Origin of the sequence: Salinarchaeum sp. Harcht-Bsk1, assembly GCF_000403645.1 — an archaeon.
Taxonomy (GTDB): Archaea; Halobacteriota; Halobacteria; order Halobacteriales; family Salinarchaeaceae; genus Salinarchaeum.
The window spans coordinates 1,144,943-1,169,344 of record NC_021313.1 but is presented as its reverse complement, the minus strand read 5'-3'; the positions used below and the strand labels follow the sequence as shown (position 1 = coordinate 1,169,344).

Annotated in this window: 17 protein-coding genes, 1 tRNA gene and 3 rRNA genes; 12 read left to right on the top strand and 9 right to left on the bottom strand. The window is 65.9% G+C overall.

Going from position 1 to position 24,402, the window contains the following annotated elements; all coding sequences use genetic code 11:
• Positions 1-56: 56 nt before the first annotated feature.
• A complete protein-coding gene (locus L593_RS05500) occupies positions 57-254 on the bottom strand; it encodes a hypothetical protein (RefSeq protein WP_020445948.1) in 198 nt (65 codons plus the stop codon).
• A 273-nt stretch (positions 255-527) separates the two neighbouring features.
• On the opposite strand from L593_RS05500, the gene L593_RS05495 reads away from it, so the two are divergent.
• The 6 genes from L593_RS05495 (at position 528) to L593_RS05470 (ending at position 7,523) form a co-directional block, all read left to right on the top strand.
• Positions 528-833, top strand: coding sequence for a non-histone chromosomal MC1 family protein (locus tag L593_RS05495; protein ID WP_020445947.1), 306 nt, complete (start codon positions 528-530; stop codon positions 831-833).
• Between the two features lie 1,287 nt (positions 834-2,120).
• Positions 2,121-3,591, top strand: a 16S ribosomal RNA gene (locus L593_RS05490).
• Between the two features lie 108 nt (positions 3,592-3,699).
• Positions 3,700-3,771 (top strand) — tRNA-Ala (locus L593_RS05485).
• A gap of 207 nt (positions 3,772-3,978) precedes the next feature.
• A 23S ribosomal RNA gene (locus L593_RS05480) occupies positions 3,979-6,901 on the top strand.
• Positions 6,902-7,027: 126 nt separating this feature from the next.
• Positions 7,028-7,149 (top strand): 5S ribosomal RNA (gene rrf, locus L593_RS05475).
• The 16S, 23S and 5S rRNA genes sit together here with 1 tRNA gene alongside, the layout of an rRNA operon.
• Before the next feature lie 116 nt (positions 7,150-7,265).
• Entirely contained in the window at positions 7,266-7,523 is a 258-nt protein-coding gene (locus tag L593_RS05470) for a hypothetical protein (RefSeq protein WP_020445946.1), read from the top strand.
• 158 nt (positions 7,524-7,681) lie between these two features.
• Here the strand turns inward: L593_RS05470 and L593_RS05465 are convergent, their stop codons facing one another.
• The 3 genes from L593_RS05465 to L593_RS05455 all read right to left on the bottom strand — a co-directional run bounded on the left by L593_RS05465 (position 7,682) and on the right by L593_RS05455 (position 11,568).
• On the bottom strand, positions 7,682-8,749 hold the full coding sequence (locus L593_RS05465; RefSeq protein ID WP_020445945.1) for an ABC transporter permease: 1,068 nt from the start codon (positions 8,747-8,749) through the stop codon (positions 7,682-7,684).
• Positions 8,739-10,556, bottom strand: coding sequence for an ABC transporter permease (locus tag L593_RS05460; RefSeq protein WP_020445944.1), 1,818 nt, complete (start codon positions 10,554-10,556; stop codon positions 8,739-8,741). Before L593_RS05460 ends, L593_RS05465 begins: the two co-directional genes overlap by 11 nt.
• Positions 10,557-10,662: 106 nt before the next feature.
• Positions 10,663-11,568: an ABC transporter ATP-binding protein gene (locus L593_RS05455; RefSeq protein WP_020445943.1), complete on the bottom strand. Its 906-nt coding sequence runs from the start codon at positions 11,566-11,568 to the stop codon at positions 10,663-10,665.
• Between the two features lie 440 nt (positions 11,569-12,008).
• On the opposite strand from L593_RS05455, the gene L593_RS05450 reads away from it, so the two are divergent.
• Positions 12,009-13,370, top strand: a complete 1,362-nt coding sequence (locus L593_RS05450) for an NAD(P)/FAD-dependent oxidoreductase (protein ID WP_020445942.1) — start codon at positions 12,009-12,011, stop codon at positions 13,368-13,370.
• 92 nt (positions 13,371-13,462) lie between these two features.
• Here the strand turns inward: L593_RS05450 and L593_RS05445 are convergent, their stop codons facing one another.
• The 4 genes from L593_RS05445 to L593_RS05430 all read right to left on the bottom strand — a co-directional run bounded on the left by L593_RS05445 (position 13,463) and on the right by L593_RS05430 (position 16,921).
• Positions 13,463-14,428, bottom strand: coding sequence for a patatin-like phospholipase family protein (locus L593_RS05445; RefSeq protein ID WP_020445941.1), 966 nt, complete (start codon positions 14,426-14,428; stop codon positions 13,463-13,465).
• Positions 14,421-15,284: an SDR family oxidoreductase gene (locus L593_RS05440; protein ID WP_020445940.1), complete on the bottom strand. Its 864-nt coding sequence runs from the start codon at positions 15,282-15,284 to the stop codon at positions 14,421-14,423. Before L593_RS05440 ends, L593_RS05445 begins: the two co-directional genes overlap by 8 nt.
• Positions 15,285-15,423: 139 nt before the next feature.
• On the bottom strand, positions 15,424-16,341 hold the full coding sequence (locus L593_RS05435; protein WP_144060798.1) for a sulfite exporter TauE/SafE family protein: 918 nt from the start codon (positions 16,339-16,341) through the stop codon (positions 15,424-15,426).
• Positions 16,342-16,495: 154 nt separating this feature from the next.
• Positions 16,496-16,921, bottom strand: a complete 426-nt coding sequence (locus tag L593_RS05430; RefSeq protein ID WP_201764640.1) for a hypothetical protein — start codon at positions 16,919-16,921, stop codon at positions 16,496-16,498.
• A 234-nt stretch (positions 16,922-17,155) separates the two neighbouring features.
• On the opposite strand from L593_RS05430, the gene L593_RS05425 reads away from it, so the two are divergent.
• The 3 genes from L593_RS05425 to L593_RS05415 all read left to right on the top strand — a co-directional run bounded on the left by L593_RS05425 (position 17,156) and on the right by L593_RS05415 (position 20,447).
• Entirely contained in the window at positions 17,156-18,430 is a 1,275-nt protein-coding gene (locus L593_RS05425) for a hypothetical protein (RefSeq protein ID WP_049893878.1), read from the top strand.
• Between the two features lie 104 nt (positions 18,431-18,534).
• Positions 18,535-19,956, top strand: a complete 1,422-nt coding sequence (locus L593_RS05420; protein ID WP_020445936.1) for a dihydrolipoyl dehydrogenase — start codon at positions 18,535-18,537, stop codon at positions 19,954-19,956.
• Positions 19,957-20,090: 134 nt separating this feature from the next.
• A complete protein-coding gene (locus L593_RS05415; protein WP_020445935.1) occupies positions 20,091-20,447 on the top strand; it encodes a DsrE family protein in 357 nt (118 codons plus the stop codon).
• A 279-nt stretch (positions 20,448-20,726) separates the two neighbouring features.
• Here L593_RS05415 and L593_RS05410 read toward each other — a convergent pair whose 3' ends face one another.
• The gene (locus L593_RS05410; RefSeq protein WP_020445934.1) at positions 20,727-21,155 is read right to left on the bottom strand and encodes a universal stress protein; all 429 of its coding nucleotides are present in this window, start codon (positions 21,153-21,155) and stop codon (positions 20,727-20,729) included.
• A gap of 96 nt (positions 21,156-21,251) precedes the next feature.
• Between L593_RS05410 and L593_RS05405 the strand changes: the two genes are divergently transcribed.
• Positions 21,252-21,803 (top strand): VIT1/CCC1 transporter family protein, encoded by a 552-nt coding sequence (locus L593_RS05405; RefSeq protein WP_049893876.1) that lies wholly within the window; start codon positions 21,252-21,254, stop codon positions 21,801-21,803.
• Between the two features lie 439 nt (positions 21,804-22,242).
• A complete protein-coding gene (locus L593_RS05400) occupies positions 22,243-24,234 on the top strand; it encodes a PQQ-dependent sugar dehydrogenase (RefSeq protein ID WP_049893875.1) in 1,992 nt (663 codons plus the stop codon).
• Positions 24,235-24,402: the final 168 nt, after the last annotated feature.

The following is a 24,402-nucleotide window of genomic DNA, read 5'->3' as shown; positions in this document are numbered from 1 at the left end:
GGGCTTGGAATCGCCCATCTCACCCGGGTAGCAGTTCGAATCGGGGACCGTCCGTACTAGAACTCGTGCTCGACGTCGTCTTGATCGGCCTTCTGGATGATGATCTTGTCCTCGCGCACGCGGACGAAGACCTCGTCGCCGATCTCCATCCCAGCGACGGCGAGTTCGTCCTCGTGGAGGTTGATGTGGACGTTGTGGTACTCGCCGTCCTCGTCCTTCGCGCCACTCGGGCTGAGCTTCTTTTTGCGGACCATCGCGGTCTCTCGTCCCGAAGTTTCACCCCAGCACGTACTTAAGTGTTGTTGGACCGGTGACTCGCCGTCTGGCCGTCGGCTTGCGACTTCGCGTCCGCGCGCCGGCGCTCCGGTCGCTCGATTTTCGCCGTAATCCGCCGTCGTCCCCCGAATTTGCCCGTCGAGCCGTCGCAGCTGTGGGAAAGCTATATATATGGGGCGCTCCCGTCTGGCGATCTCGGGGATATCTTTATGTTGGGGAGTGTGTTCCATTCACACGGAGGTTTGGAACCCATGGTACGTGAAGACGGTAAACGGAACTTCGCACTGCGCGAGGACGGGGACGAATCGAGCGTCTTCTCCGGAAACACGCCGCGGCAGGCCGCTCTCAAGGCGGCGCGGCGTCTCGAACCAGCATCGTCGGAATCTGCAGCCAACGAGACGGAGCTGCGACTCCGCGAGAAAGGCACCGACAAGGTCCACATCTACGACGGGTGGGCCTGGGAGGAGAACGCCCCCGACGACAGCCCAGACTGGATGCCGGGGGACATCACCGAGGCGAACGTCTCGAAGAAGGGCATCGAGCACCTCGACGAGTGAATTCGGGGCGACAGTACCGATATTTTGTGCGATCGACTGCGCCGAGCCGTTGGCTTCTCTATCGTCGGGACTACCGCGACTCGACGTGAGTCGCCCTCTCTCGGGGCACGCTCGATACTGCGCAGTGCCATGAATACGTCCTCGCACTCCCACGGTTGCCCGCTCCGACGTTCTCACTCCCTTCGCACTCTCTCGTGCCTGACACCGCTCGCGCACGCACGTGCCCACGCGTGGGCGCGCTCCATTGTCCCATTGGCTCCGTCGTCCGTCCACCGCCAGCATCGTCCGTTCCGATACACGCATCGTCCCAGGGCTCCCGCCGTCGACTGTACAGCGGCCTACGTCGGTCAGGCCGACGACGCGCCTCGTCGGTTACTCCCGCGATTCGTGATCGAAGACAGTTCCGATGCCCGCGGTGGACTGGTATTGTCACCGCGTTTTCCCCGTCGCACTGCCCAGCGACGACGGGCTTTTCCGCGACACACGCCGACGCACAGGTGCGCGGATCCCACCCGGCCCGACGCCGCACGACGCGCGGGATGACCGGCCGGCCTCCGTCCGTGCAACACTCGAGGTCGTACCTGTGTAGTGGCTACTCGATGGTTACCCCGTGGAGTGGCTACGCTTCCCCGCTCGCCAGCCGCGCTGGTCGTTCGTGGGAGATCGGCGCATGGTACCGCGAATCGAACGTCGGTTCGTTCGACGGCCTTAAGTATAAACCCGGCATCCGGAAGAATGGAAACGCGGTGCGCCGCGCCGCGGCCTTCGGCTGTATTCCGGCTCGAAGGAAGCACGCCCCGGACCGGCGGCCAGGTCGATCTCGACCAGGCGGCTGTGGTGGACGATCGGCGTCCCTCGCGACCGCTGGCCGTTCCGGTTCACAGCCCTTAAGTACATACGGGCATTCGGAACAGAACGCGAAAACCGGCCGACGACGGCCGGATCACTCGCGGACACGATCCGAATGCCTTATATGTAAACGGGCATTGGGGTGTGAATGCGAACGACGCGACGTCGGCGGGGCGTTCAACCCGCTCCGTTGCACGGACTCGCGAAGGGTTCGAAGGGTTTATGCCCGGACGAAGCCCTACGTTGAAGTCCGAAGGAAATGAGGATCCCGCCCCTGCGGTCCGCCGTAACAGACGGGATCTGATGTTAGCCTTGGTAGTTCGGCGACATCCGGCCTGTTGGCCGATTGTCGTCGTTCTTGGACCATATGCAATGTTCACGCGACGTCATCGCGACGTCACGTGTTCCCGCCTAACCCGCCTCCATTACGGAGGCGACATTCCGGTTGATCCTGCCGGAGGCCATTGCTATCGGGGTCCGATTTAGCCATGCTAGTCGCACGAGTTCATACTCGTGGCGGAAAGCTCAGTAACACGTGGCCAAACTACCCTGTGGACCAGCATAACCTCGGGAAACTGAGGCTAATTCTGGATAACACCCACATCCTGGAGTGGAGTGGGTGTGAAACGTTCCGGCGCCACAGGATGTGGCTGCGGCCGATTAGGTAGACGGTGGGGTAACGGCCCACCGTGCCCATAATCGGTACGGGTGATGAGAGTCAGAGCCCGGAGACGGTATCTGAGACAAGATACCGGGCCCTACGGGGCGCAGCAGGCGCGAAACCTTTACACTGCACGAGAGTGCGATAGGGGGACCCCGAGTGCGAGGGCATACAGTCCTCGCTTTTCACCACTGTAAGGTGGTGGTGGAATAAGTGCTGGGCAAGACCGGTGCCAGCCGCCGCGGTAATACCGGCAGCACGAGTGATGGCCGATTTTATTGGGCCTAAAGCGTCCGTAGCCGGCCAGACAGGTCCATCGGGAAATCTGCACGCCCAACGTGCAGGCGTCCGGTGGAAACCAGCTGGCTTGGGGCCGGAAGATCCAGGGGGTACGTCCGGGGTAGGAGTGAAATCCCGTAATCCCGGACGGACCGCCGGTGGCGAAAGCGCCCTGGAAGGACGGACCCGACGGTGAGGGACGAAAGCTAAGGTCACGAACCGGATTAGATACCCGGGTAGTCTTAGCTGTAAACGATGTCCGCTAGGTGTGGCGCAGGCTACGAGCCTGCGCTGTGCCGCAGTGAAGGCGCTAAGCGGACCGCCTGGGAAGTACGTCTGCAAGGATGAAACTTAAAGGAATTGGCGGGGGAGCACTACAACCGGAGGAGCCTGCGGTTTAATTGGACTCAACGCCGGACATCTCACCGGCACCGACAGCAGTAATGACAGTCAGGCTGATGCCCTTACTCGATGCTGCTGAGAGGAGGTGCATGGCCGCCGTCAGCTCGTACCGTGAGGCGTCCTGTTAAGTCAGGCAACGAGCGAGATCCGTATTCCTAATTGCCAGCAACGCCGTGAGGCGGTTGGGTACATTAGGAAGACTGCCGCCGCTAAGGCGGAGGAAGGAGCGGGCAACGGTAGGTCAGTATGCCCCGAATGTGCCGGGCGACACGCGGGCTACAATGGCCGAGACAGTGGGATGCGACCCCGAGAGGGGAAGCTAATCTCCTAAACTCGGTCGTAGTTCGGATTGCGGGCTGAAACCCGCCCGCATGAAGCTGGATTCGGTAGTAATCGCCGTTCAGAAGACGGCGGTGAATACGTCCCTGCTCCTTGCACACACCGCCCGTCAAATCACCCGAGTGGGATCCGGATGAGGCCCGGTTCCCGGGTCGAATCTGGGTTCCGCAAGGGGGATTAAGTCGTAACAAGGTAGCCGTAGGGGAATCTGCGGCTGGATCACCTCCACAGACCGGGACCTGGCGATCAGCCAGGCCCACCTATCCGAGAACGCCGACGTCGTCTTTCAGGCCGGACGCTAACGAACTACCAAGGCTAACGTTCCCCGAGAGGGGTGGGCCCATAGCTCAGTGGTAGAGTGCCTCCTTTGCAAGGAGGATGCCCTGGGTTCGAATCCCAGTGGGTCCATGCCTCGTGGCCGATCGGAAACCGTCCCCTTAAGTGTGGGACGGCGATACGATGGGTCACGACTGACCGATGCACCGCCCCGCGCAAGCGCGGGTGGGAAGGGTCGATGCACGCACCGCTCACACTAGGGCGTGCAAATGACACCGTGTGTACGTGCGATCCAGACGTCCACTGGGTCCGTACAGCGATCGGACCCGACGTCAGCAGACTGCGTGGCTACTATGCCATCCGGTGGATAGCTCGGCTCGAGAGCCGACGAAGGGCGTGCCAAGCTGCGATAAGCTCGGGGGACCCGCACGGAGGGGAAGAACCCGAGATACCCGAATAGGAATCCTCATCGCAATTGCTTTGCGCAATGGGGAACGCCGTGAACTGAAACATCTCAGTAACGGCAGGAAGAGAAATCAATTACGAGACGTCGTTAGTAATCGCGAGTGAACGCGACACAGCCCAAACCGAAGCCCTCACGGGCAATGTGGTGTTGGGTCTGACTCTCATCGTCAGAAACGGTTCGTGAAGTCTCCTGGAACGGAGCACGATACAGGGTGAAAGTCCCGTAACGAGCTCGAGTACGACGTGCGTCAGCACCAGAGTAGCGGGGGTTGGATATCCCTCGCCAATATCCCAGGCATCGACTGGGAAGGCTAAGTACTCCTCGAGACCGATAGCGGACAAGTAGCGTGAGCGAACGCTGAAAAGCACCCCAAGAAGGGAGGTGCAATAGGCCTTGAAATTGGATGGCGATGGAGCGACGGGGCACGAAAGGTCCCCTGTGAAACGACAGTAGTGCGAACTACCAGTAGGAAGCAGGGGAAGCCGGTGTTCCGTCGTACGTTTTGAAAAACGGACCAGGGAGTGTGCTGGATTGGCGAGTCTAACCCGAGCATCGGGGAAGGCGTAGGGAAACCGACATGGCCGCAGCGCTTTGCGCGAGGGCCGCCGTGTTCAAGCGCGGGGAGTCAATCCGGCACGACCCGAATCCGGGCGATCTACGCGTGGGCAGGGTGAAGCGTGCCGAAAGGCACGTGGAGGCCCGCTAGGGTTGGTGTCTTACAATACCCTCCCGTGATCCACGTGTAGGGGTGAAAGGCCCATCGAGCCCGGCAACAGCTGGTTCCAATCGAAACATGTCGAAGCATGACCGTTACCGAGGTAGTCCGTGGGGTAGAGACACTGATTGGCGGCCCGGACCCCGAGAGGGGTCTGACCGCCTGTCAAACTCCGAACCTACGGACGCTGTCGACGTAGCGAGTCCGGTGTGCGGGGTAAGCCTGTGCACCATGAGGGAGACAACCCAGAGTCGGGTTAAGGTCCCCAAGTGTGGGTTAAGTGCGATCGAAGGTGGTCCCGAGCCACAGACAGCCGGGAGGTGAGCTTAGAAGCAGCTACCCTCTAAGAAAAGCGTAACAGCTTACCGGCCGAGGTTCGGGGCGCCCAAAATGATCGGGGCTCAAACCCACCACCGATACCTGACCGTGCCTGTCACAAGGCAACCGTGTAGATTGGCGCTCCGATCGGGTGGAAGCTCGGGATAGATCTCGAGTGGACCGATCGGTGACGAAAATCCTGGTCATAGTAGCAGCGTTAGTCGGGTGAGAATCCCGACGGCCTCAAGAGTAAGGGTTCCTCGGCACTGCTTATCAGCCGAGGGTTAGCCGGCCCTAAGTCCCGTCGCAACTCGAGCGGGACAAACAGGGAAACTGGTTAATATTCCAGTGCCGTCGTCCAGTGAAAACCGACGCTTTCGGATCGACCAAGCCGGGCCTTCGCCCGGTCGAATCGCCGAAATCCGTGGAAGCCGTCATGGCACGAAGCGGATGAATAGCGAGATAGCGCAAGTTGGTTCAACCGAGAGCCCGTGAAAAGGTGAGGACGACGTCCGTACCGAGATCCGACACAGGTACTCTGGCGGCGAAAGCCAAGGCCTGTCGGGAGCAACCGACGTTAGGGAATTCGGCAAGTTAGTCCCGTACCTTCGGAAGAAGGGATGCCTGCCCCGCAACGGGGCAGGCCGCAGTGACTCGGATGCTCCGACTGTCTACTAACAACATAGGTGACCGCAAATCCGCAAGGACTCGTACGGTCACTGAATCCTGCCCAGTGCAGGTATCTGAACACCTCGTACAGGAGGACGAAGGACCTGTTAACGGCGGGGGTAACTATGACCCTCTTAAGGTAGCGTAGTACCTTGCCGCTTCAGTAGCGGCTTGCATGAATGGATTAACGAGAGCATCACTGTCCCAACGTTGGGCCCGGTGAACTGTACGTTCCAGTGCGGAGTCTGGAGACCCCCAAGGGGAAGCGAAGACCCTATGGAGCTTTACTGCAGGCTGTCGCTGGGACACGGTCGCTAGTGTGCAGGGTAGGTAGGAGTCACTACACAGGTACGTGCGCCAGCACGCCACCGAGACACACATGAAACACTACCCACTAGTGACTGTGACCCTCACTCCGGGAGGAGGACACCGGTAGCCGGGCAGTTTGGCTGGGGCGGCACGCGCTTGAAAAGATATCGAGCGCGCCCCAAGATCACCTCACTCGGGTCGGAGACCCGAGGAAGAGCGCAAGAGCACAAGGTGGTCTGACAGTGACCGGCACAACAACGGTCGCTGACGCGAAAGCGTGGTCTAGCGAACCAATCAAGGTCCTCAATGGGCCGGATTGATGACAGAAAAGCTACCCTAGGGATAACAGAGTCGTCACTCGCAAGAGCTCATATCGACCGAGTGGCTTGCTACCTCGATGTCGGTTCCCTCCATCCTGCCCGTGCAGAAGCGGGCAAGGGTGAGGTTGTTCGCCTATTAAAGGAGGTCGTGAGCTGGGTTTAGACCGTCGTGAGACAGGTCGGCTGCTATCTATTGGGGGTGTTTTGGTGTCTGACGGGAACGATCGTATAGTACGAGAGGAACTACGATCGGTTGCCACTGGTGTACCGGTCGTCCGACAGGGCGAGTGCCGGGCAGCTACGCAACACGGGGTAAGGGCTGAACGCATCTAAGCCCGAAACCCACCTGGAAAAGAGACACCGTTGAGATCTCCCGTATAATACGGGGTCGATAGAGACGGGGTGTACGCGCCGAGGCAACGAGGCGTTGAGCCCGCGTCCACTAACAGATCGAAGCCACACATTCATACCGCATTGCTGACGTTCGTTCCATCGCTGAACGGACCCAGGCGTAAACTGGATCGCACGTACTACACGGATGACCGACGCAGGAGCCGTTCCGCGTCGCGGTTCGATTCCGCGAGTCGGCGTTAAGGCGGCCATAGCGGTGGGGTCACTCCCGTACCCATCCCGAACACGGAAGATAAGCCCACCTGCGTTCCGGCGAGTACTGGAGTGCGCGAGCCTCTGGGAAATCCGGTTCGCCGCCTACCACTCATTCACCCCTCGCACAGCAACAGCGCTGTGCGGGGGTTTTCGTATGTGTCTCGGTGTGGTACGTCGACACGTACCACCTTCTTATGCCCGTCCCACGCCTAGTGGCGACGCCATGGTTCGCGAGGTCCCCCTCAACGAGAGTGACGAGTTATTCGAGGAACTGTCCTACCCCACGGACACGGCGACCGTCCGGGAGCGCTTCGACGACGTCGTCTTCCAGTACGCCGACGGCGAGGAGGCGCTCCCAGACGTCCTTGATCGCGTCGGCACCGACGACTTCGCGTCCGCGGACGAACTCTCCATGGAACTCTACAGCGTGTTGCCCGTCGAGGCAGTTGGTGAGCCGGGGCAGTCCGAGGGCGAAGGGTAGGCGAGAGCTGTCGTCCCGGCTTTGCCGTGGGATGTGGTTGTCCGGTACCGCGCGCAAGTAGCGTCCGTCGGTGATCGCGCACGGGCAGCGGCTGCTCCGCGCGTCGTTTGGATGGACCTCTCGGGGCCGCACGCATGCTCGATCGGGGCAGTGAGCGTTCAGCGATCGCCGCCGAGGTGTTCGACGGAGAGTCGCCCGACGAGCCCACGGACCACGACCAGCGCGGACGCGCCAGCGACGAGGTAGCCCGCCAGCAGCGTCCAGGTCGCGTCGGTGGGGTTACCGATCGCGAGCTTCGCGACGGTGTTCGCGGGGTGTTCGGGCAGCAGCGAGGCGACGACGAACACGCTGAGGACGCCGACGGAGTAGACGAGCTGTGCCTGCCTGCGGTCGGGCGCGAGCAGCGCGATCGCGATCCCCAGCCCCACGATCGCGGCGGTGAGGGCAGCGACGAGACCGACGACGGGGAGCGCGTGCTCGATCGGGATGCCGTTGAACCGGAGGAGCGCGAGCCAGAGTGCCGCCTGGAGCGGTGCGAGTGAACCGGCGGCCAGGAGCTTGCCGTCCAGGATGTCGACGAGCGAAACCGGCGCCGCGCGCAGGAGCTCGAAGGTCCCCCGTTCGAGCTCCTCGCTGATGGAGTCCACGGCGATCGAGCCGCTGATGAACACCGGGAGAAAGCAGAGCAGCGGCACGAGGACGGTGTAGGTGAAGCCGACGTAGGGACTGCCGGCCGAGGACTCCGGGAGCGCGATCGGCTCGAAGTCGAGTCGATCGCTGAAAGACGCGCGACGATCGCGCTCGACCTGCTGGAGCCCCTCCCGTAAGCGGACGACGACCAGCGTGCTCCGGACGCCCGAATCGGGGACGGAGGCGCGTATCCGCAGTCGGCCGTCCTCGCTCTCGGTGACGACCAGGAGCGCGTCGAACCGCCCGTCCCGGAACCGCGTGTGCGCTTCGGTCACGTCGGCGAAGCTGGTCGGTTCGACGCCGTCGACGGACTCCAGCGAGTCGGCGACGTCCTCGTCGCCCTCGCCGACGATCGCGACGCCCACGGAGCCGCCCTCGACGGAGGAGGGATCGTACATCGAGACGAGGCCCACGACGAGAAACGAGGAGAAGCCGGCGACGAACAGCTGGATGAGCAGCGCGAGGACGATCGTCTTCTCGCTCTTGAGGGCGGCGAGCTCCCTGCGAGCGATCGTCAGCCGGGGATCACGCGACAAGGAGGATCACCCCCAGGTTGTAGCCGGCGTGGACCAGGATCGCGACGGCGAGGGCGCTCCCGTATGTCTTCGCGTTCTCGCTCGCGCCGACCGCGCTGATCGCGGCCGTGACGCCGTGGAGCACAAGCGGCGCGAGGAAGAGCGCGACTGCGAGTGCGGGGCCGACGCCCGTCGAGGGCGCGAACGCGGCCTGCCCGACCTCGAGCTGGTCGAGCCCGACGAGCTGGATCGCGTGCGTGGCCTTCTCCGCGAGGAAGAAGCCCGCGCCGCTGGCCAGGCCGAGGCCGAGCGCGGTGGGGAGGGCACGATCGAAGCGATCGTGCTCGAAGGCGGCGAACACGTGGAGACTCTTGGCGACCTCCTCGACCACGGCGACGAGGACGAGGATCGCGGGGAGCGAGACGGCGAGCGGGAGCGCGAACAGGACGGCGACGGCGAGGAGTTCGAGGACGAACACGAACGGGATGAACAGCGCGGTCATCGCGGCGACGTGACGCGGGCGGTGAATCCACGCCGCGAGCGCGTCGAGGGCCTTCCCGTGGACGGGCACCTGCGTGAACATGTCCTCCTCGCGGTAGATGCCGATGCCAAGGCCGAACAGCACGCCGCTCGCGAGCAGCGACGGGCCGGTCGCGAAGAGCACGCCGCCGGCGTCGACTGCGCTCCCTTTCAGGTCGATCACTACCAGGGTCAGCGGCGAGATCAGCGCGATCGGCGTCACGTCGGTGAAGATCGCCGGCACGAACACGAAGCTCGTGACGAAGACGCTGATCGAGACGGTGAGGAAGGTCAACTCCTTGTAGGAGCGAGCGAACATCGCGGCGACGAACGTGAGCCCGAGGAAGAGCAGGCCGATCGGCATGACGGCCAGGACGGAGAGCGGCCCGCCGCCGACCAGCGCGGCGATGGTCACGGTGACCGCGGCGATCCCGCCGACGTAGGGCAGGGTCTTCCCGCCGACGACGTCGGTGCGAGTGACCGGCGCGACGAGCAGGAGTTCGCCCCGACGGTTGCGCCGTTCGTCCATGATCGTCGAGCCGTAGGCCTGGATCACGAAGTTCATCGGGAGGACGAACAGGAAGGCGAGCACGAGCGAGGCGAAGGGGAACGGCGCCGAGATGTCCCCGGGCGTGCCGCTCTGGGCGCCGCTGCCGCCCACGCCGACGTCGGGCACGGGGAGTCGCCCGTCGCTGCTACCGGTGCTGCCTCCGATGCTGCCGTCGTCGGTGGTGCCGTCGCTGTCGTCGGCGGATCCGTCCGTTTCACCGGAGCCGCCACCATCGGTCCCGGAGCCGTCCCCGGTGGTATCGCCCGTTCCGTCGCTCGTTCCATCGCCCGTGGTGTCGCCGTCGCTGGTGCCGTCCTCGCCGATCGTCGTCCCGGCCTCCTCGACGAACTCGAGGTCGACGAACACGGGGAAGGCCGCTGCCTGATCGTCTTCCTCGCGGAGGTTGCGGTTGTTGTACGACCGGATCGCGTCCCGGAGTTCCGACAGCGCGGCGTCCCCGCTCGTGCCGTCGGCGACGCGGACGTCACCGTCGGTGACGACGAGGTCCGCGCGGTTCTCACTGTCGACGATTCGCAGAGAGTCTCGCGACTCGATCGCGTCCGAATAGGGGTGCTCGTCGTCGACGGCGACGGTGTAGAGGCCGGCGTCGAGCTGGCCGGCGCCGCTCGTGATCGCCGGTGCGCCCGCCGCGGCGGCGAGCAGCGCGACGAGCAGGACGGCGACCGTCTTGCGATCGATCGTGCCGGTGCTCGTTGCCACCTCCCAGCGCGCGATCCGGAGGAGCTTCCGTGCGCTCACTGCCGATCGTCCCTCCGCGTGGGTTCGCTGCGTGCTTGCGGCCTGCGCCGGTGGCCTGCGTCTCGTGTCTGCAGTCGATTCGGTCCGCTCGGCGCGGCGATCGGCCTCACGGCTCGGCCTCCTGGCTATCGCTCCCGATCGATCCCTCGTCGTCGCCGGCGAGGTCGAGGAAGATCTCCTCGAGGCTGGATCCCTCCGTCCGCACGTCGAGCACCCGGCCGCCCGCTGCGTCGGCGGCATCCCGAACCTGCTCGATGTCGTCGTAGGCCGTGACGACGCGCTTGTACCGCCCGTTCTCCCGGACGCTTCCCTCGATTGCCACGTCGGTGTAGACGTGGTAGGCGCTCCGGCCGTGTTCCTCCCGGATCGCGTCGAGCGTGCCACGGGCGACGATGTCGCCCTCGTTCATGATCGCGACGCGATCGCAGACGTCCTCGACGTGATAGAGGTTGTGCGCGGAGAAGACGACCGTCTTCCCGCGATCGGCGAGTTCGCCGACGAAGTCGTTGATGTAGTTCGTCGTCCGCGGGTCGAGGCCGCTCGCGGGTTCGTCGAAGATCAGGACGTCCGGATCGTTGACGAGCGCCCGGGCGATGGCGACCTTCCGGGTCATCCCCTTGGACATGTCCCCGATCTTCCGGTCGCGGTGCTCGAGTTCGAGGCGGTCGAGGCTGTCCTCGATCCGGTTGCTGGCGGTGTCTCGGTGCACGTCGTAGAGGTCGGCGAAGAAGGAGAGGTAGGAGCGGGCGGTCATCTCCTCGTAGAGCGGCGACTCTTCGGGGAGGAAGCCGAGGTTCCGGCGCATCTCGGGATCGCTGGCGTCCCGGCCGGCGACGGTCGCGGTGCCGTCGGTGGGCTCCAGGAGGCCGGCGAGCATCTTCAGCGTCGTCGTCTTGCCCGCTCCGTTCGGGCCGACGATGCCGAACACCTCGCCGGCGTCGACCGCGAACGTGCTCCCGGTCACGGCGACGAACCCCCCGTACTCCTTCCGGAGGGCCTCGACTTCGATCATCGTTGGAGCGGGGTTGGAGGGTGCGGTAGTAAAAACGCCCGGCCGGAATCGGAAGTGGGTCGATCGGTGGATCGCATCCGCTCCGGCCTCGAAAGCCCTCGGCCGGTTCGCGCACGCTCAGCCGGATATCCTCACTCGCAGTCGCTCGCTCGGATAGAGCCGGCTGAGGCGCACGCGACCCGACCTCGCCCTTTCAGTCCGCCAGGACAGCGGTTGTGTGGACTCCGTTGTACGGTGGACCGCCAGGGTCCGCATCACCGGTGCTTCCGGGCGATCGCGTACCGAGTAGTGGTCAGGCACGCCAGGGGTCCGCTTAGGTGGATTGACGAGGGGCCCATGGGCGATCGAAACGTAGCGCCATTCCCCGACTGGAGCGCCGTCCGTGCACTCGGACTGAACCACCGACCGGGTTTCTTTGTCGTTGGCGTCGTGTACTAGCTATGGCCGACTTCGACGTCCTCGTGATCGGCGGTGGCACGGGCAACAACGTGGCCGCGGCGGCGGCCGACGCCGGACTGGAGACGGCGCTGGTTGAACCGGGCCCGCTCGGTGGAACCTGTCTCAATCGAGGCTGTAACCCCTCGAAGATGCTCATCCAGGCGGCCAACGCAGTCCACGACGTGCGCGACGCCGAGCGCTTCCACGTCGACGCGACCTTCGAGGGCATCGACCACGCCGTCGTCGTCGACGAGATGGACGAGCTCCTCGGTGGCATTGCGGCGGACATGGAAACGCGCTACCGCGAGCGGGACCACCTGACGCTGTTCGACGAACGCACCGAGTTCGTCGACGAGCGGACGGTCGAGCTCGGCGGCGAGGCCGTCACCGCGGAGAAGATAGTCATCGCTGCGGGCAGCCGCCCCGTCGTGCCGCCGATCGACGGCCTCGCGGATGTGGACTACCTCACGAGTCAGGACGCCCTCTACCGCCGAACGACGCCCGAGAGCCTCGTGATCCTCGGAGGCGGGTACATCGCCGTCGAACTCGGCTACTTCTTCGACGCGATGGGGACGGACGTGAAAATCGTCGAGATGATGGACTCGCTCGTCCATCGCGAGGACGCCGACGTCGCCGGGGCGTTCACCGAACTCGCGGCCGACCGCCACGACGTCTACACCGGCCATCGGGTGACGGCGGTCGAGGAAGCGGACGAGAGCTACGCCGTCCACGCCGAGACCGAGGCCGGCGAGGCGACGACCGTCGAGGGGAGCGAGGTGTTGGTCGCACTGGGCCGCCGGCCCAACAGCGATACGCTCGCCCTCGAGACGGCAGGGATCGAGGTCGACGACAGGGGGTTCGTCGAGACGAACGAGTACCTGGAGACCACCGCCGAGGGCGTCTGGGCGCAGGGCGACGTCGCGGGAAACGCCCTGTTCAAACACTCCGGCGACTACGAGACTCGCCACACGATCGCGAACGTCGTCGACGAGGAGCGACGCACGCTCGACCTCTCGGCGATGCCCCACGCGATCTTCACCGAACCCCAGATCGCCGGCGTCGGCGCGACGGCGGATGACCTCGACGAGGAGGGATCCGAGTACGTGACGGGCCGGGCCGACTACGCCGACTCGGCGATGGGTCGGGCGAAGAAGCTCGACCACGGGTTCGTGAAAGTGCTCGCCGACCCCGACGGCGAGATTCTGGGCGCCCACGCCATCGGCTACGAGGCCGCGACGCTGCTACACGAGGCGGTCGTCGCGATGCGAACCGGCGCGACCGTCGAGGACGTCGGCGGCACGATCCACGCCCACCCGACGTTGAGCAAGGTGGTCGAGGCGGCGTTCCGGGACGTCCCGCGATGAGGCGGGCGATCCGCCCCGTCGGCGGGTCGCCCCGGTTGCCGACGAGCCGGATCGGCGTCCACCGACGGCCCCTGGCCTTGGCAGCAGCCGAGTCACTTCTCGGCCAGAAACGTCTGGGCCCGCGTCTCGCCGAGGTCCTGCAGTTCCTGGAGGAACGACGGGCTCCGGTCGACCTTCGTCGAGCAGTGGTACGCCCGATCCATCGCGATCCGTCGAATTCGGGTCTTCGAGAAGTCGCTCTCGGGCAGGTGGCCGGCGTCGATCCAGTCGTTGACGCGCTCGATCACGCGTAGCTCCTGGTTCAGGGAGATGTTCCCCGCGAGCTCGTTGCGACGATCGGCGATCTCCTCGAGCGACGTGGGTTCGCCCTCACGTTCCTGTGGGTTGATCTGGATCACCCACAGCTCCTCGGGTTTGCGGGCGGCGTCGCCGGTCATGAGGTCGTCGATCGGCGGGTTCTGGCTGAACAGTCCGTCCCAGTGGTAGTGGCCGTGGATTTCGACGGCCTCGAACAGCGTCGGCACCGCCGCGGAGGCGAGAACGGCCTCGGGCGTAACGTCCTCGTTGGTGAACGTCTCGAAGACGCCGGCGTTGACGTCGACCGTGCCGACAACGAGTTCCGGCGCCTCGCGGGTACAGTGGTCCGGAACTGCCTCGAAGTCGATGTGTCGCTCCAGTATCCGTCTGATCCGTGATTTCCCGAGCCGGGAGCCTGGCGTGAGATAGGGACTGACTCGGGGCAACGGGAGCCCGCTCGCCTCGATCCGTGAGAGCGCGACGCCCCAGTCGTTCGCCATCCGATCGGTGAGATCGTCGGCGGCGAGGTCGTCCCAGAGCGCGTCGAGCAGCTCGATCGCCCGCTCCTCGCCGTCGGTGACGAGCCCGTACCACGTCGCGAGGGCATTGAACGCGCCGCCGGACGTGCCGCTGATCCCGACGAGTTCGTACTCGTCCTCCCACTCCCGTAGGACTCCCTTCAGGACGCCGGCGGTGAACGCCGTGTGGCTGCCGCCGCCCTGGCAGGCGATGGCGACCTTCGTGGGCGCGTCCTCAGGCATAGGTGGTCGTGTAACCGCCGTCCCAGAGCAGGTCGCCGCCGTTGAGGTGGGTGCCGTGCTGAGAAAAGCCGAACACGAAGAGGTTCGCCACCTCCGCGGGTGTCATCATCTCCTTCGTGCGGGCCTGTCCGAGCATCACGTCCTCGACAACCGCTCGCTCGGAGATGCCCCGTTCCTCAGCGGTGTCCTCGATCTGGTTTACCATCAGTGGCGTGAGGACGTACCCGACGCTCACGGAGAAGCCCCGGAGCGTTCCCTCGCCCTCGGCGGCGATCGACCGCGTGAGCCCGTGGAGCCCGTGTTTGGCCGTCACGTAGGCCGGCTTGTCCTGGGTCGCTACGTGGCCGTGCACCGAGGACATGTTGCCGATCGCGCCGACGCCGTCGTCGGTGGCCCGGATGTGAGGCATCGCACGTTTGGCGATCAGGAACGGGGCGCGCAGCATGACGTCGAGCAGCAGATCGTAGCGCTCCATCGGGAACTCGGTGATCGACGCGATATGTTGCATCCCGGCGACGTTCGCGACGTACCGCAGGTTGCCGTAGTCGGCCGCGGCGTCGATCATCGCCTCGACGTCGCCGTCGTCGGTGAGATCGGTCGGGACGGGATGGATCGTGCCCGGTGCGTCGAGCTCGTCGGCGAGGTCGGCGGTCGTTTCGAGCCCGTCCTCGTCGACGTCGGCGCCGACAACGGCGAGCCCGTTGGCCGCGAGCGCGACCGACGTGGCCCGGCCGATGCCGGAGGCGGCGCCGGTGACGACCGCGACGGTGTCCGGGTCGAAGCGGGGATCGTCGAGCACGAGGAGGTCGGCGGCGGTGAGTTCGGGGACCGTGAGGTCGGCGGAGGTGGGTGACATTCGCACACAGTGGTACGTCGCCTGTCCGTAAAGTCGTGTCTCGGGCGCGTACTGCTGGCGCCACCCGGCGCAAAGGTCTCTCGGCGATCGAACGGTTTCGCGCGTCGACCGAGCGATCTCTCCGGGGACCGATCGTCCGCTACACGAGCAGCTCGCTCGCGAGCACGATCGCGCCGACGATCCCGAAGACGACGCCGAGGACCGGCTCCATCACGTCGCTGGGGACGTACTTCCCGACGCGGGTGCCGATCGTACTGCCGACGAGGACACCGGGGATCGACCACGCGACGACGAACCAGACTGGCGTGGCGGCGAGCGCGTGCACGGCCGCCCCGGCGATGGCGGCGATCCCGAGGACGAACACGCTCGTCGCGATCGCCACCCGGGGCGGGAGCCGACACCGGACGATCAGCTGGGTCGTCGTGATCTCGGGGAGCCCTGCGCTGATCAGCCCGGTGATGAACCCACCGGCGGTCGCCAGGCCCAGGCCGGGCGGGCGCCAGCAGGTGTCGTAGGTGTACGTCTCGCCGTCGGCCGTCTCGATCGTCGTCGTTCCGCGCCCCGTGTTCTTCCGTCGCAGGAACGCGCCCTCGCACTCGCCCGGGACGCACTCCTCTGGGGGATCGTAGTAGACCAGGAACGCGCCCAGCAGCAGGAGTCCGCCCCCGAACGCGAGCGTGAGTAGCGCCGTTGGCACGACGTGGGCGGCGAGCGCGCCGAGGACGACGGCCGGGACCGCGCCGAGCAGGAGCCATTTCGCCGTGGCATAGTCGACGACGCCCTGGCGCACGTAGTTCGCCAGCCCGTTGCCCATCCCGAAGACCTCCGTCAGGAGCCCGGCGCCGATCGCCTGTGCGGGTGCAAGCCCGACGAACAGCATGAAAAACGGGCTGAAAAAGAGCGCGCCGGAGACGCCCGACCCGATCGCGACCAGCGAGAAGACGATCGACGCCGGGAATACCCACCAGTGGGCGAGGAACCGATCGACCGGAAATCCGGCGGGAATGGACAGCGACTGGAGCGCGATCGTCCCCAAATCAGTCCCGGCTCCGAGCATCGGGAGGGTCATCGCTGCCGCGAGTACGAGGATTCCGCCGAGTGCAAGCACCTTCCGACGGGTCATGATCGAGTGATTCGATGGGAGCGGCGTTCGTCGGGCCGTCCGGTTCGGTCACGGGACGGTTCGATTCGAGTCGCGATTCGGTGCCCGCTCACGCAAGGATGCCCGCACCGAGGAAGGCGCCCAGCACGACCCCGTAGACGACGTGGACGGTCCCAAAGAGCGTGATCGTGTCGCGGTCCGGTTCGATCCCGATGATCGTCCGCATCCAGAACGCCATCCCGCCGATCATGAGGACGACGCCGTAGACGAGTCCGAGGCCGACGGCGACGCCGATGGAATCGAGGTCGAGGCCGAGCGCCGGGACGCCGACCGCGAAGACCGCCCCCGCGCCGATGCCGTACAGGAGGTGCAAGAGCATGCCGGGCATCGCGTAGTCCTCGGGATCGCCGCCGGCGAACTTTGCCACGAGTGCTGCCGTCGGCGGCGGGCCGCCGTCGCCCATCGTCATCATCACCATCGTCATGACGATCGTCGCGACGAGACCGCCTGCCAGACCGGCGAGTAGTGAAGCCATGTGTACGGTGCTATCAGATGCGCGATGGGTACAAAGTGGCGAGGCGGTCGGGGCACGCACTCGCACAGCCGCGAAACCGTCGAATCACCGCTTTTGTTGGTCTATACGCCCCTTCCGAACTGACGAATCGACGACGCGGGCGTCGCCGTCGCCGACCCGTCAGCGATCGGATCGCCACTCGTGACGGGCGGCACCCGGGTCACTGATTAGACGCTCCGGGCCGAAGTGGTGGGCGTGACGGGACAGGACGCCGACCCAGTACTCTATCCGAACCGTGGCAAGGCCTCGACCTCCACCTCGGGGGTCTCACGTCGCGACGTCCTCGCCGGCGGTGCCGCTGCGGGCGCCGTCGCGACGGCGGGCTGTACGGGCGACGGCGGCGAGAGTGCGCCCACCGATCGGCCGACGGTGTTCGTCTTCAACACCGGCGACGGCACGGTGAGTCTACTCGATTCCGAGAGCGACGAGCTCGTCGAGACGCGGGCGATCGATCTGTCGTCGTCCTTCCCGTCGAACCAGTACACGCCCGACCTGACCGACGCGCCCGAGGACTCGCTGTGGCTCAACGTCGGTCGCGGCGTCCGCGGCCTCGAGGTCGGCTCGCTCTCGGAGACGGCGGCCGTCGAGACGGGCTCGGGCGCGAACTGGCTCGAACGGACCCCCGACGGCGCTCACGTCGTCGTCAGTGCCAGGGAGCCCAGCCACGCGCAGTTCCGCATCGACGCCGATCGGACGACGGAAGCGTTCGGCGAGGTGACCGCCGAGATCGATCGGACGCCGGAGGGCGGCCTCGGTGACAGGGACGGGCCAGGGCCCTGCGACGTCACGATCCACCCCGACGGCGAGTACGCCTACGTCCCGGATCTCTTCGGGGACACCCTGACCGTGCTCTCGGTCGATCCCTTCGAGATCGTTACGCAGATCGACGTCGATCCGGTCGGAGACGGGCCCGCCCGCCCGTGGATGGGCACCGTGGCGCCGGACGGCGAGACGCTGCTCGTCGAACACGACGAGGGCGAGGCTGGCACCGAGAGCATCTGGAGCCTCGCGGACCCGGCCGAACCGAGACTGACGGCGCGGCTGACTACCGCGGACGGACTCGGACGGCGACCGCTGACCAGCGAGATCGGCCCGGATTCGGCGACCGGCTACGTGTTCACGCCGGGTTCGAACGACGTGACTCTCGTCGATCTCGCCGCGGGAACCGTGACCGAGCGACTCGACGTCGGCGGCGCGGCGTTCGCCGGAACGTGGGAGCCCGATCGGTCGAAGCTCTACGTTTCCGTCCAGACCGCCGACGAGGTGGCGGTCGTCGATCACGAGCGCGGAGCGGTGGTCGAGCGGATCGGCGTCGGACCGAGTCCGTATGGAGCGACCGCGGCCCGCGTCCGGCCGGGGAGCGACGCCGGGGCGTCGATGCAGCTAGCGGTCGCGCGACTCGGCATCGGGAGTGACCGAGCGGAGACGACCTACTGCATCGGGAACTGCGCCTGCGGCCATCGACTGTGAGAGCTGGTGCGAGACGATGGCCCCTGTCCGACGCCGGACGCCGCGTGCACGCCCGTCGACCACCCGCGAGTGATTAAGGTACGCGGGCCCTGTAGAAACGGGGCATGGACGAGGTCGATTTTCTGGTCATCGGATCGGGGTCCGGACTTGACGTAGCCAACGCGGCCGCGAATCAGGGGCAGTCGGTCGCCGTCGTCGAGAAAGGGCCGTTGGGCGGAACGTGTCTCAATCGCGGCTGTATCCCCTCGAAGCACCTGCTCTACCACGCTGACGTCCTGGAGACCGTCGAGCGCGCCGGCGAGTTCCACGTCGAGGCGACCGTCGAGGACGTCGACTTCTCCGAGATCGTCCAGAAGGTCAACGAGGAGGTCCAGGACGACGCTGCGTCGATACGGCAGGGGTTGCGGTCCTCTCCCCACCATGACCTCTTCGAGGGGGAAGGACGATTCGTCGACGATCGGACGGTCGAGATCGTGAGCGGCGAGGACGAGGGGGCGCGGATCCGCGCCGAGACGGTGCTGATCGCCGCCGGGACGCGGCCGGCGATCCCGGACGTCGACGGCATCGACGACGTCGACTACCTCACCAGCACCGAGGCGTTGCAGCTGGAGACCCCGCCCGAGCATCTCGTGATCGTCGGTGGCGGGTACATCGCCGCCGAACTCGGTCACTTCTTCGGCACCTTCGGGAGCGACGTGACGATCGTCGGCCGCCGACCGAACCTCCTCCCGGAGGCCGACCAGGAAGTCGCCGAGGCGTTCACCGACCGCTACGCCGAGCGCTTCACCGTCCATACGGGCCACGCGGCCACCGGCGTCTCCGAAACCGACGGAACGGTGACAGTCGAGGCACACCCCTACGAGTACGGCCCCGCCGGCGGCCTCAGCGAGGACGACGCAGTGACCGCGACGGGGGACGAACTGCTCGTGGCCGCCGGTCGCCGGCCGAACACGGATCTCCTCGATCTCGACGCGACGGGGGTCGATACGGACGACCGGGGCTTCGTCGAGACCGACGAATACCTCCGGACGACCGCCGAGGGGGTCTGGGCCCTCGGCGACATCGTCGGCGAGCACCTGCTGAAACACAGCGCGAACCACGAGGCGCAGGCCGTCGCCCGGAATCTCTTCGGCGACGAACTCCAGGCGGTCGACTACACCGCGATGCCCTTCGCGGTGTTCGCCTCGCCGGAGGTCGCGGGCGTGGGTGCACGCAAGGAGGAACTCGAGGCCGCCGGCCGGGAGTACGCGACCCGGACCTACCGGTACGAGGATACTGCGCGGGGGAGTGCGATGCAGGCCGAGGGGTTCGTCAAGGCCATCATCGACCTCGACGGCCAGATCCTGGGGTGCCACGTCATCGGTCCGGACGCGTCCAACCTGATCCAGGAGGTCGTCGTCGCGATGAAAGCGGGGTCCGGGTCCGTCCAGGACATCCGCGAGTCAGTCCACATCCATCCTGCCCTGTCCGAGGTCGTGCAGCGGGCGTTCTCGGGACAGTTCACCCGGGGCGGACACGCCCACTGATCCGGACTGTCGCTGCTTGCTCCACCGCGGATCGGAGCCGGCCGCGCAGTTGCTTATAAATCTCGCCCGGGGGCGCACCGCCGCTGCACGGCCGCACACGCACTATACCCGCCCGCGGGCTACCGACGGTTGCAATGACGAAAGCAGCTGTCGTGATCCTCGCTGGAACGGAGGGCCACGCGAACCTGGGGCGTATCGTGAACGGGCTCGAAACGGCGAAGGAGTTCGCCGAAACGGACGGGGACGAGGTCGAACTCATCTTCGACGGCGCTGGCACACAGTGGATCGCCGAACTCGAAGATCCGGACAGCGACCAGCACGAACTCTACCAGGCCGTCCGGGACGACGCGTCCGCCTGTGACTACTGCTCCGGAGCGTTCGGCGTCGACGACGCAGTGAACGATTCCGGCGTGGTGCGCCTCGACGACAACGGCGGCCACCCCAGCATCCAGTCGCTCGTCGACGACGGCTACGAGGTCCTCACGTACTGAGGGTCGAGCCGTTCGGACGGTCGAAGTCGTTCGGACGGACCTGCGCTCCCGGAGAGACCGCTTTCAGCGGCGAGGTTCCGGTGTGCGCGCTGTGGGAATTCGCCGAGACGGTACGCAGCCGACGTGCAGACTATGCACAACGAACGACTGCGAGCGACGGCCAGTTGCCGCCTGTCGGGTGCATCTGGGTCGTGACACTCCGAAGACTGCTTCGGGCCGGTGACGGCGACCGCGAGGAGCGCGCGACGGTACTACCCGGTCTCACTACGCCGGTGCTCGTCAGCGAACGATCGTCACGGGCATCGGTGCCTGCCGCATCACCCGTTCCGCGACGCTCCCGAGCACGAGCCGCGACACCCCTTCACGCCCGTGGCTTCCCATGACGATGTGGTCGACGTCGTGGTCGTCGGCGTACGATACGATGGTCCGGGCTGGACGGCCGTTTTCGGTGGCCTTCGTGATTTCACGGCCGTGTTCACTGGCTCGCTCTGCCGCGTCGGCACAGATTTCGTCGGCCCGCTCGGTCATTCGGTCGTGCAACGTACTCGCCGCTGGCGCGCCCTTCGCCTCCGCTTCGTACACCGCGAGCACCGGATCGAGCACGTAGAGGACGGTGATTCGATCGTCGGGGTGTTTCGTGAGCGCTCGTTCGAGCGCCCGCTGGGACAGTGGCGACCCGTCGTACGGAACGAGTAGGTGCTCCTGCATGACTGGGATTGGGGTCCGAAGCACGAAATGGATGTTCCCGCGCTGGACCGCTCGCACGGGTACTTAGTCGATAGCGGCCGAAGACTCACGGACGAGATGATCGGGAAACTCCTCGGTGACGACGTCGAATCGTCCGGGCGCTATCTCGCCGAAGTGATCTACGGTGCCAACGACGGGATCGTCACCACCTTCGCCGTTGTCTCCGGCGTCGCGGGAGCGGCGCTGAACCCCTCGATCGTGCTCATCCTGGGTGCGGCCAATCTGTTCGCCGACGGCTTCTCGATGGGGATGAGCAACTATCTCAGCCGCCGGTCGGAACTCGATTACGAGCGCTCCGTGCAAGGTGACGAACCGGGTCCACCGAGCGCGCCGTCCGACGCGAAGTCTCCCCGTCGAACGGCGTTCGTCACGTTTCTCGCCTTCGTCGTCGCTGGATGGGCACCCCTTATCCCCTACATCCTCGCGCTCGAGCCCTCCTTCCCACTCTCGATTGCCTTTACCGGACTCGCGTTCTTCGCCGTCGGATCGAGTCGGAGCGTGGTGACGCGGCGACGGTGGTACGTCAACGGTGCCGAGATGTTCGTCGTCGGAATGGCTGCGGCTGTCGTCGCGTACACCGTCGGGAACCTTCTTGGCGGGGCCGCCTGAGCGCTCGCGACGGCGCCCCCTCGACGTCGGGATGGGCGGGGCAAGGACCGACGTCGCGCTCTGCATCGCCTGTGCCGGAATAGGGGCCGCCGTTGCGGGCAGGAGTCGCCAGTATCGTTGCTGCGTCCGTGACGTACTGGTTACGTCGGTGAGGGTAGGAAGTGGCTTGTCCCTCCACGGTCGCTCACTCAATCCAATACTGCCACGTTTCTCCCGAGTAAGGCCACGCGGCGTCGCCGAAGTAGCTCTCCGGCCGACCGATCTCGCGATCTCTACTCGGTCGCCGATCCTGGTCGACCCTCGCGGACGCCGTCGTTCGGTGGCCACTCCCGGCAGGATCGTCGTACCGTCGACGGACGCGAATTCACGCGATCGTACCGCAGAAACGATCTCCGGTTCCTAACTGTGTGGCCGTTGACCATTCGCGTTGGTGCAACCCATGCCAATCGATCCCACGATGGGTGAGCGTATCCCAGCGGACGACTCCGGGCGGACCGACGCGATCGAACCGTATCGACCGACGCGCCGGCGCCTCCTCCAGGGAACCGTCGCGGCGACGGCACTCGGGGCCCTGGGTGGCGTCCCCGCTGCAAGCGGCCAGGAGGACGACGACGGTGAGGACGACGGCGAGGCTGGCGGCGAACCGATCGATCCGGCCGAGACGATCGTCCTCGGCGGGATCACCGAAGGGTGGGAGGGTCGCGAGCCAGAGGCGATCGCCGGCGCGACGAACCCCACGCTGCAACTGGTCGCCGGGGAGACCTACGAACTCACATGGATCAACGTGGACGGACTGCCCCACAACATTGCCTTCCTCGACGCCGACGGGAACGCCCTGCTGCAAACGGAGATCGTCGACGAGCAGGACGCAGAACAGACTGTCTCCGTTTCGGTGACCGAGGAGCTGGCGACCTACGTCTGTGAGGTCCATCCGTCGTCGATGCGCGGGTCGATCACGGTCGGCGAGGCCGGGGACGAACCGGCCCAGGACGCAGCGGAACCGCTCGTCCCGCAGGGGCAGGAGGTCGGCCTCCAGAAGATCGCCGGCGACCCGATCTCCCAGCCGGTGGGCATGGAGACGGTAACCGTCGACGACGCCGAGGAGCGATTCGTCGTCGACCAGACGGGCGAGATCTACCACGTCACCGACGACGGCGTCGAGGAGTTCCTGGACATCTCGCCCCGCATCGTCATGGACAACGACGGGTTCGACGAACGCGGCCTCCTCGGACTCGCGTTCCACCCGGACTACCAGGAGAACGGGCTGTTCTACGTCCGCTACAGCGGGTGGCCGGAGGGTGGCGAGGCACTGCCGGAGGACTACGATCACCTGTTCGTCCTCGCGGAGTTCCAGGCGAGCGAGGACGACGCGCTGCAGGGGGACCCCGAGTCCGAACGACGACTCGTCACCATTCCGGAGCCGCAGTTCAACCACAACGGCGGCGACATCGCGTTCGGCCCCGACGACTACCTCTACGTGAGCGTCGGTGACGGCGGCGGTGCGGACGACACCGGCCTCGGCCACGTCGAGGACTGGTACGATGCCAACGGCGGCGGGAACGGGCAGGACGTCACCGACAACCTCCTCGGAAGCATCCTCCGTATCGACGTCGACACCGAGGGCGAGGACAGGCCATACGGCGTCCCGGAGGACAACCCCTTCGTCGGCACCGAGGGCATGGACGAGATCTACGCCTACGGGTTCCGGAACCCCTGGCGATTTTCCTTCGACGTGTCCGCGGGTGAGGAAGAGGAGGAGACGGAGTGGGCATGGGGCGGCTCCGACAGCGGGTCCGACGGCGAGGGCGACCTGCTCGTCGCGGACGTCGGCCAGAACCTCTGGGAGGAGATCGACCGGGTCGAGGCCGGCGGGAACTACGGCTGGAACGTCTTCGAGAGCTTCCACTGTTTCAGCACGGAGAGCCCGAGCGACCCGCAGGCCATCACCGACTGTCCGACCGAGGAGCCCGATTCGGCGCCCTACGACGGGTCGGCGCTGCTCGATCCGGTCCTCGAGTACCCCCACCAGATCGGAGACCAGGTCGTCGGCATCTCGGTCACGGGCGGCTACGTTTACCGCGGCGGTGAACTGAGCGACCTCGACGGCCGCTACGTCTTCGGCGACTGGAGCGCGGGCTTCGAGCGACCGAACGGCCGACTGTTCGTCGCCGACCTGCCCGAACAGGGCGAGGCCGAGGGCTTCGACGTTCCCGTCACGGAAGACGCCGAGTTCCCCATGGAGGAGCTACAGGTCGCCGGCAGCGAGGACGGCACCCTCAACCGCACCGTCCTGGCCTTCGGTCGCGACCAGGCTGACGAACTCTACGTGCTGACGAGCCAGACGCCGAGCGTCGACGGTACCGGCGAGGTGTTCCGGATCGTGCCGCCGGGCGAGGGCGAGGAGATCCCGCCGCTGGAGGCGGCCGAGTAGCCGGCGTCAGTCCCAGCGGGGAAATCGCGGGCGTTCCTCGCTGTTCGGTGCGCATTACACGCATTCTGGCGGTGTTCGTTCGGTCACCTGCATGTGTGCTGGTGCAAATCACGACGGCGGGATGCGACGAGGTGACCGCCCGACGTAGAGGCAGTACGGATCGGACGG

Bases quoted from the DNA above. Each gene is read 5' to 3' on its own strand.
- L593_RS05410 (WP_020445934.1), bottom strand. From the start codon at position 21,155: ATGCAGGAGCACCTACTCGTTCCGTACGACGGGTCGCCACTGTCCCAG.
- L593_RS05405 (WP_049893876.1), top strand. From the start codon at position 21,252: ATGATCGGGAAACTCCTCGGTGACGACGTCGAATCGTCCGGGCGCTAT.
- L593_RS05450 (WP_020445942.1), top strand. From the start codon at position 12,009: ATGGCCGACTTCGACGTCCTCGTGATCGGCGGTGGCACGGGCAACAAC.
- L593_RS05400 (WP_049893875.1), top strand. From the start codon at position 22,243: ATGCCAATCGATCCCACGATGGGTGAGCGTATCCCAGCGGACGACTCC.
- L593_RS05415 (WP_020445935.1), top strand. From the start codon at position 20,091: ATGACGAAAGCAGCTGTCGTGATCCTCGCTGGAACGGAGGGCCACGCG.
- L593_RS05435 (WP_144060798.1), bottom strand. From the start codon at position 16,341: ATGCTCGGAGCCGGGACTGATTTGGGGACGATCGCGCTCCAGTCGCTG.
- L593_RS05440 (WP_020445940.1), bottom strand. From the start codon at position 15,284: ATGTCACCCACCTCCGCCGACCTCACGGTCCCCGAACTCACCGCCGCC.
- L593_RS05500 (WP_020445948.1), bottom strand. From the start codon at position 254: ATGGTCCGCAAAAAGAAGCTCAGCCCGAGTGGCGCGAAGGACGAGGAC.
- L593_RS05445 (WP_020445941.1), bottom strand. From the start codon at position 14,428: ATGCCTGAGGACGCGCCCACGAAGGTCGCCATCGCCTGCCAGGGCGGC.
- L593_RS05470 (WP_020445946.1), top strand. From the start codon at position 7,266: ATGGTTCGCGAGGTCCCCCTCAACGAGAGTGACGAGTTATTCGAGGAA.
- L593_RS05420 (WP_020445936.1), top strand. From the start codon at position 18,535: ATGGACGAGGTCGATTTTCTGGTCATCGGATCGGGGTCCGGACTTGAC.
- L593_RS05455 (WP_020445943.1), bottom strand. From the start codon at position 11,568: ATGATCGAAGTCGAGGCCCTCCGGAAGGAGTACGGGGGGTTCGTCGCC.
- L593_RS05430 (WP_201764640.1), bottom strand. From the start codon at position 16,921: ATGGCTTCACTACTCGCCGGTCTGGCAGGCGGTCTCGTCGCGACGATC.
- L593_RS05495 (WP_020445947.1), top strand. From the start codon at position 528: ATGGTACGTGAAGACGGTAAACGGAACTTCGCACTGCGCGAGGACGGG.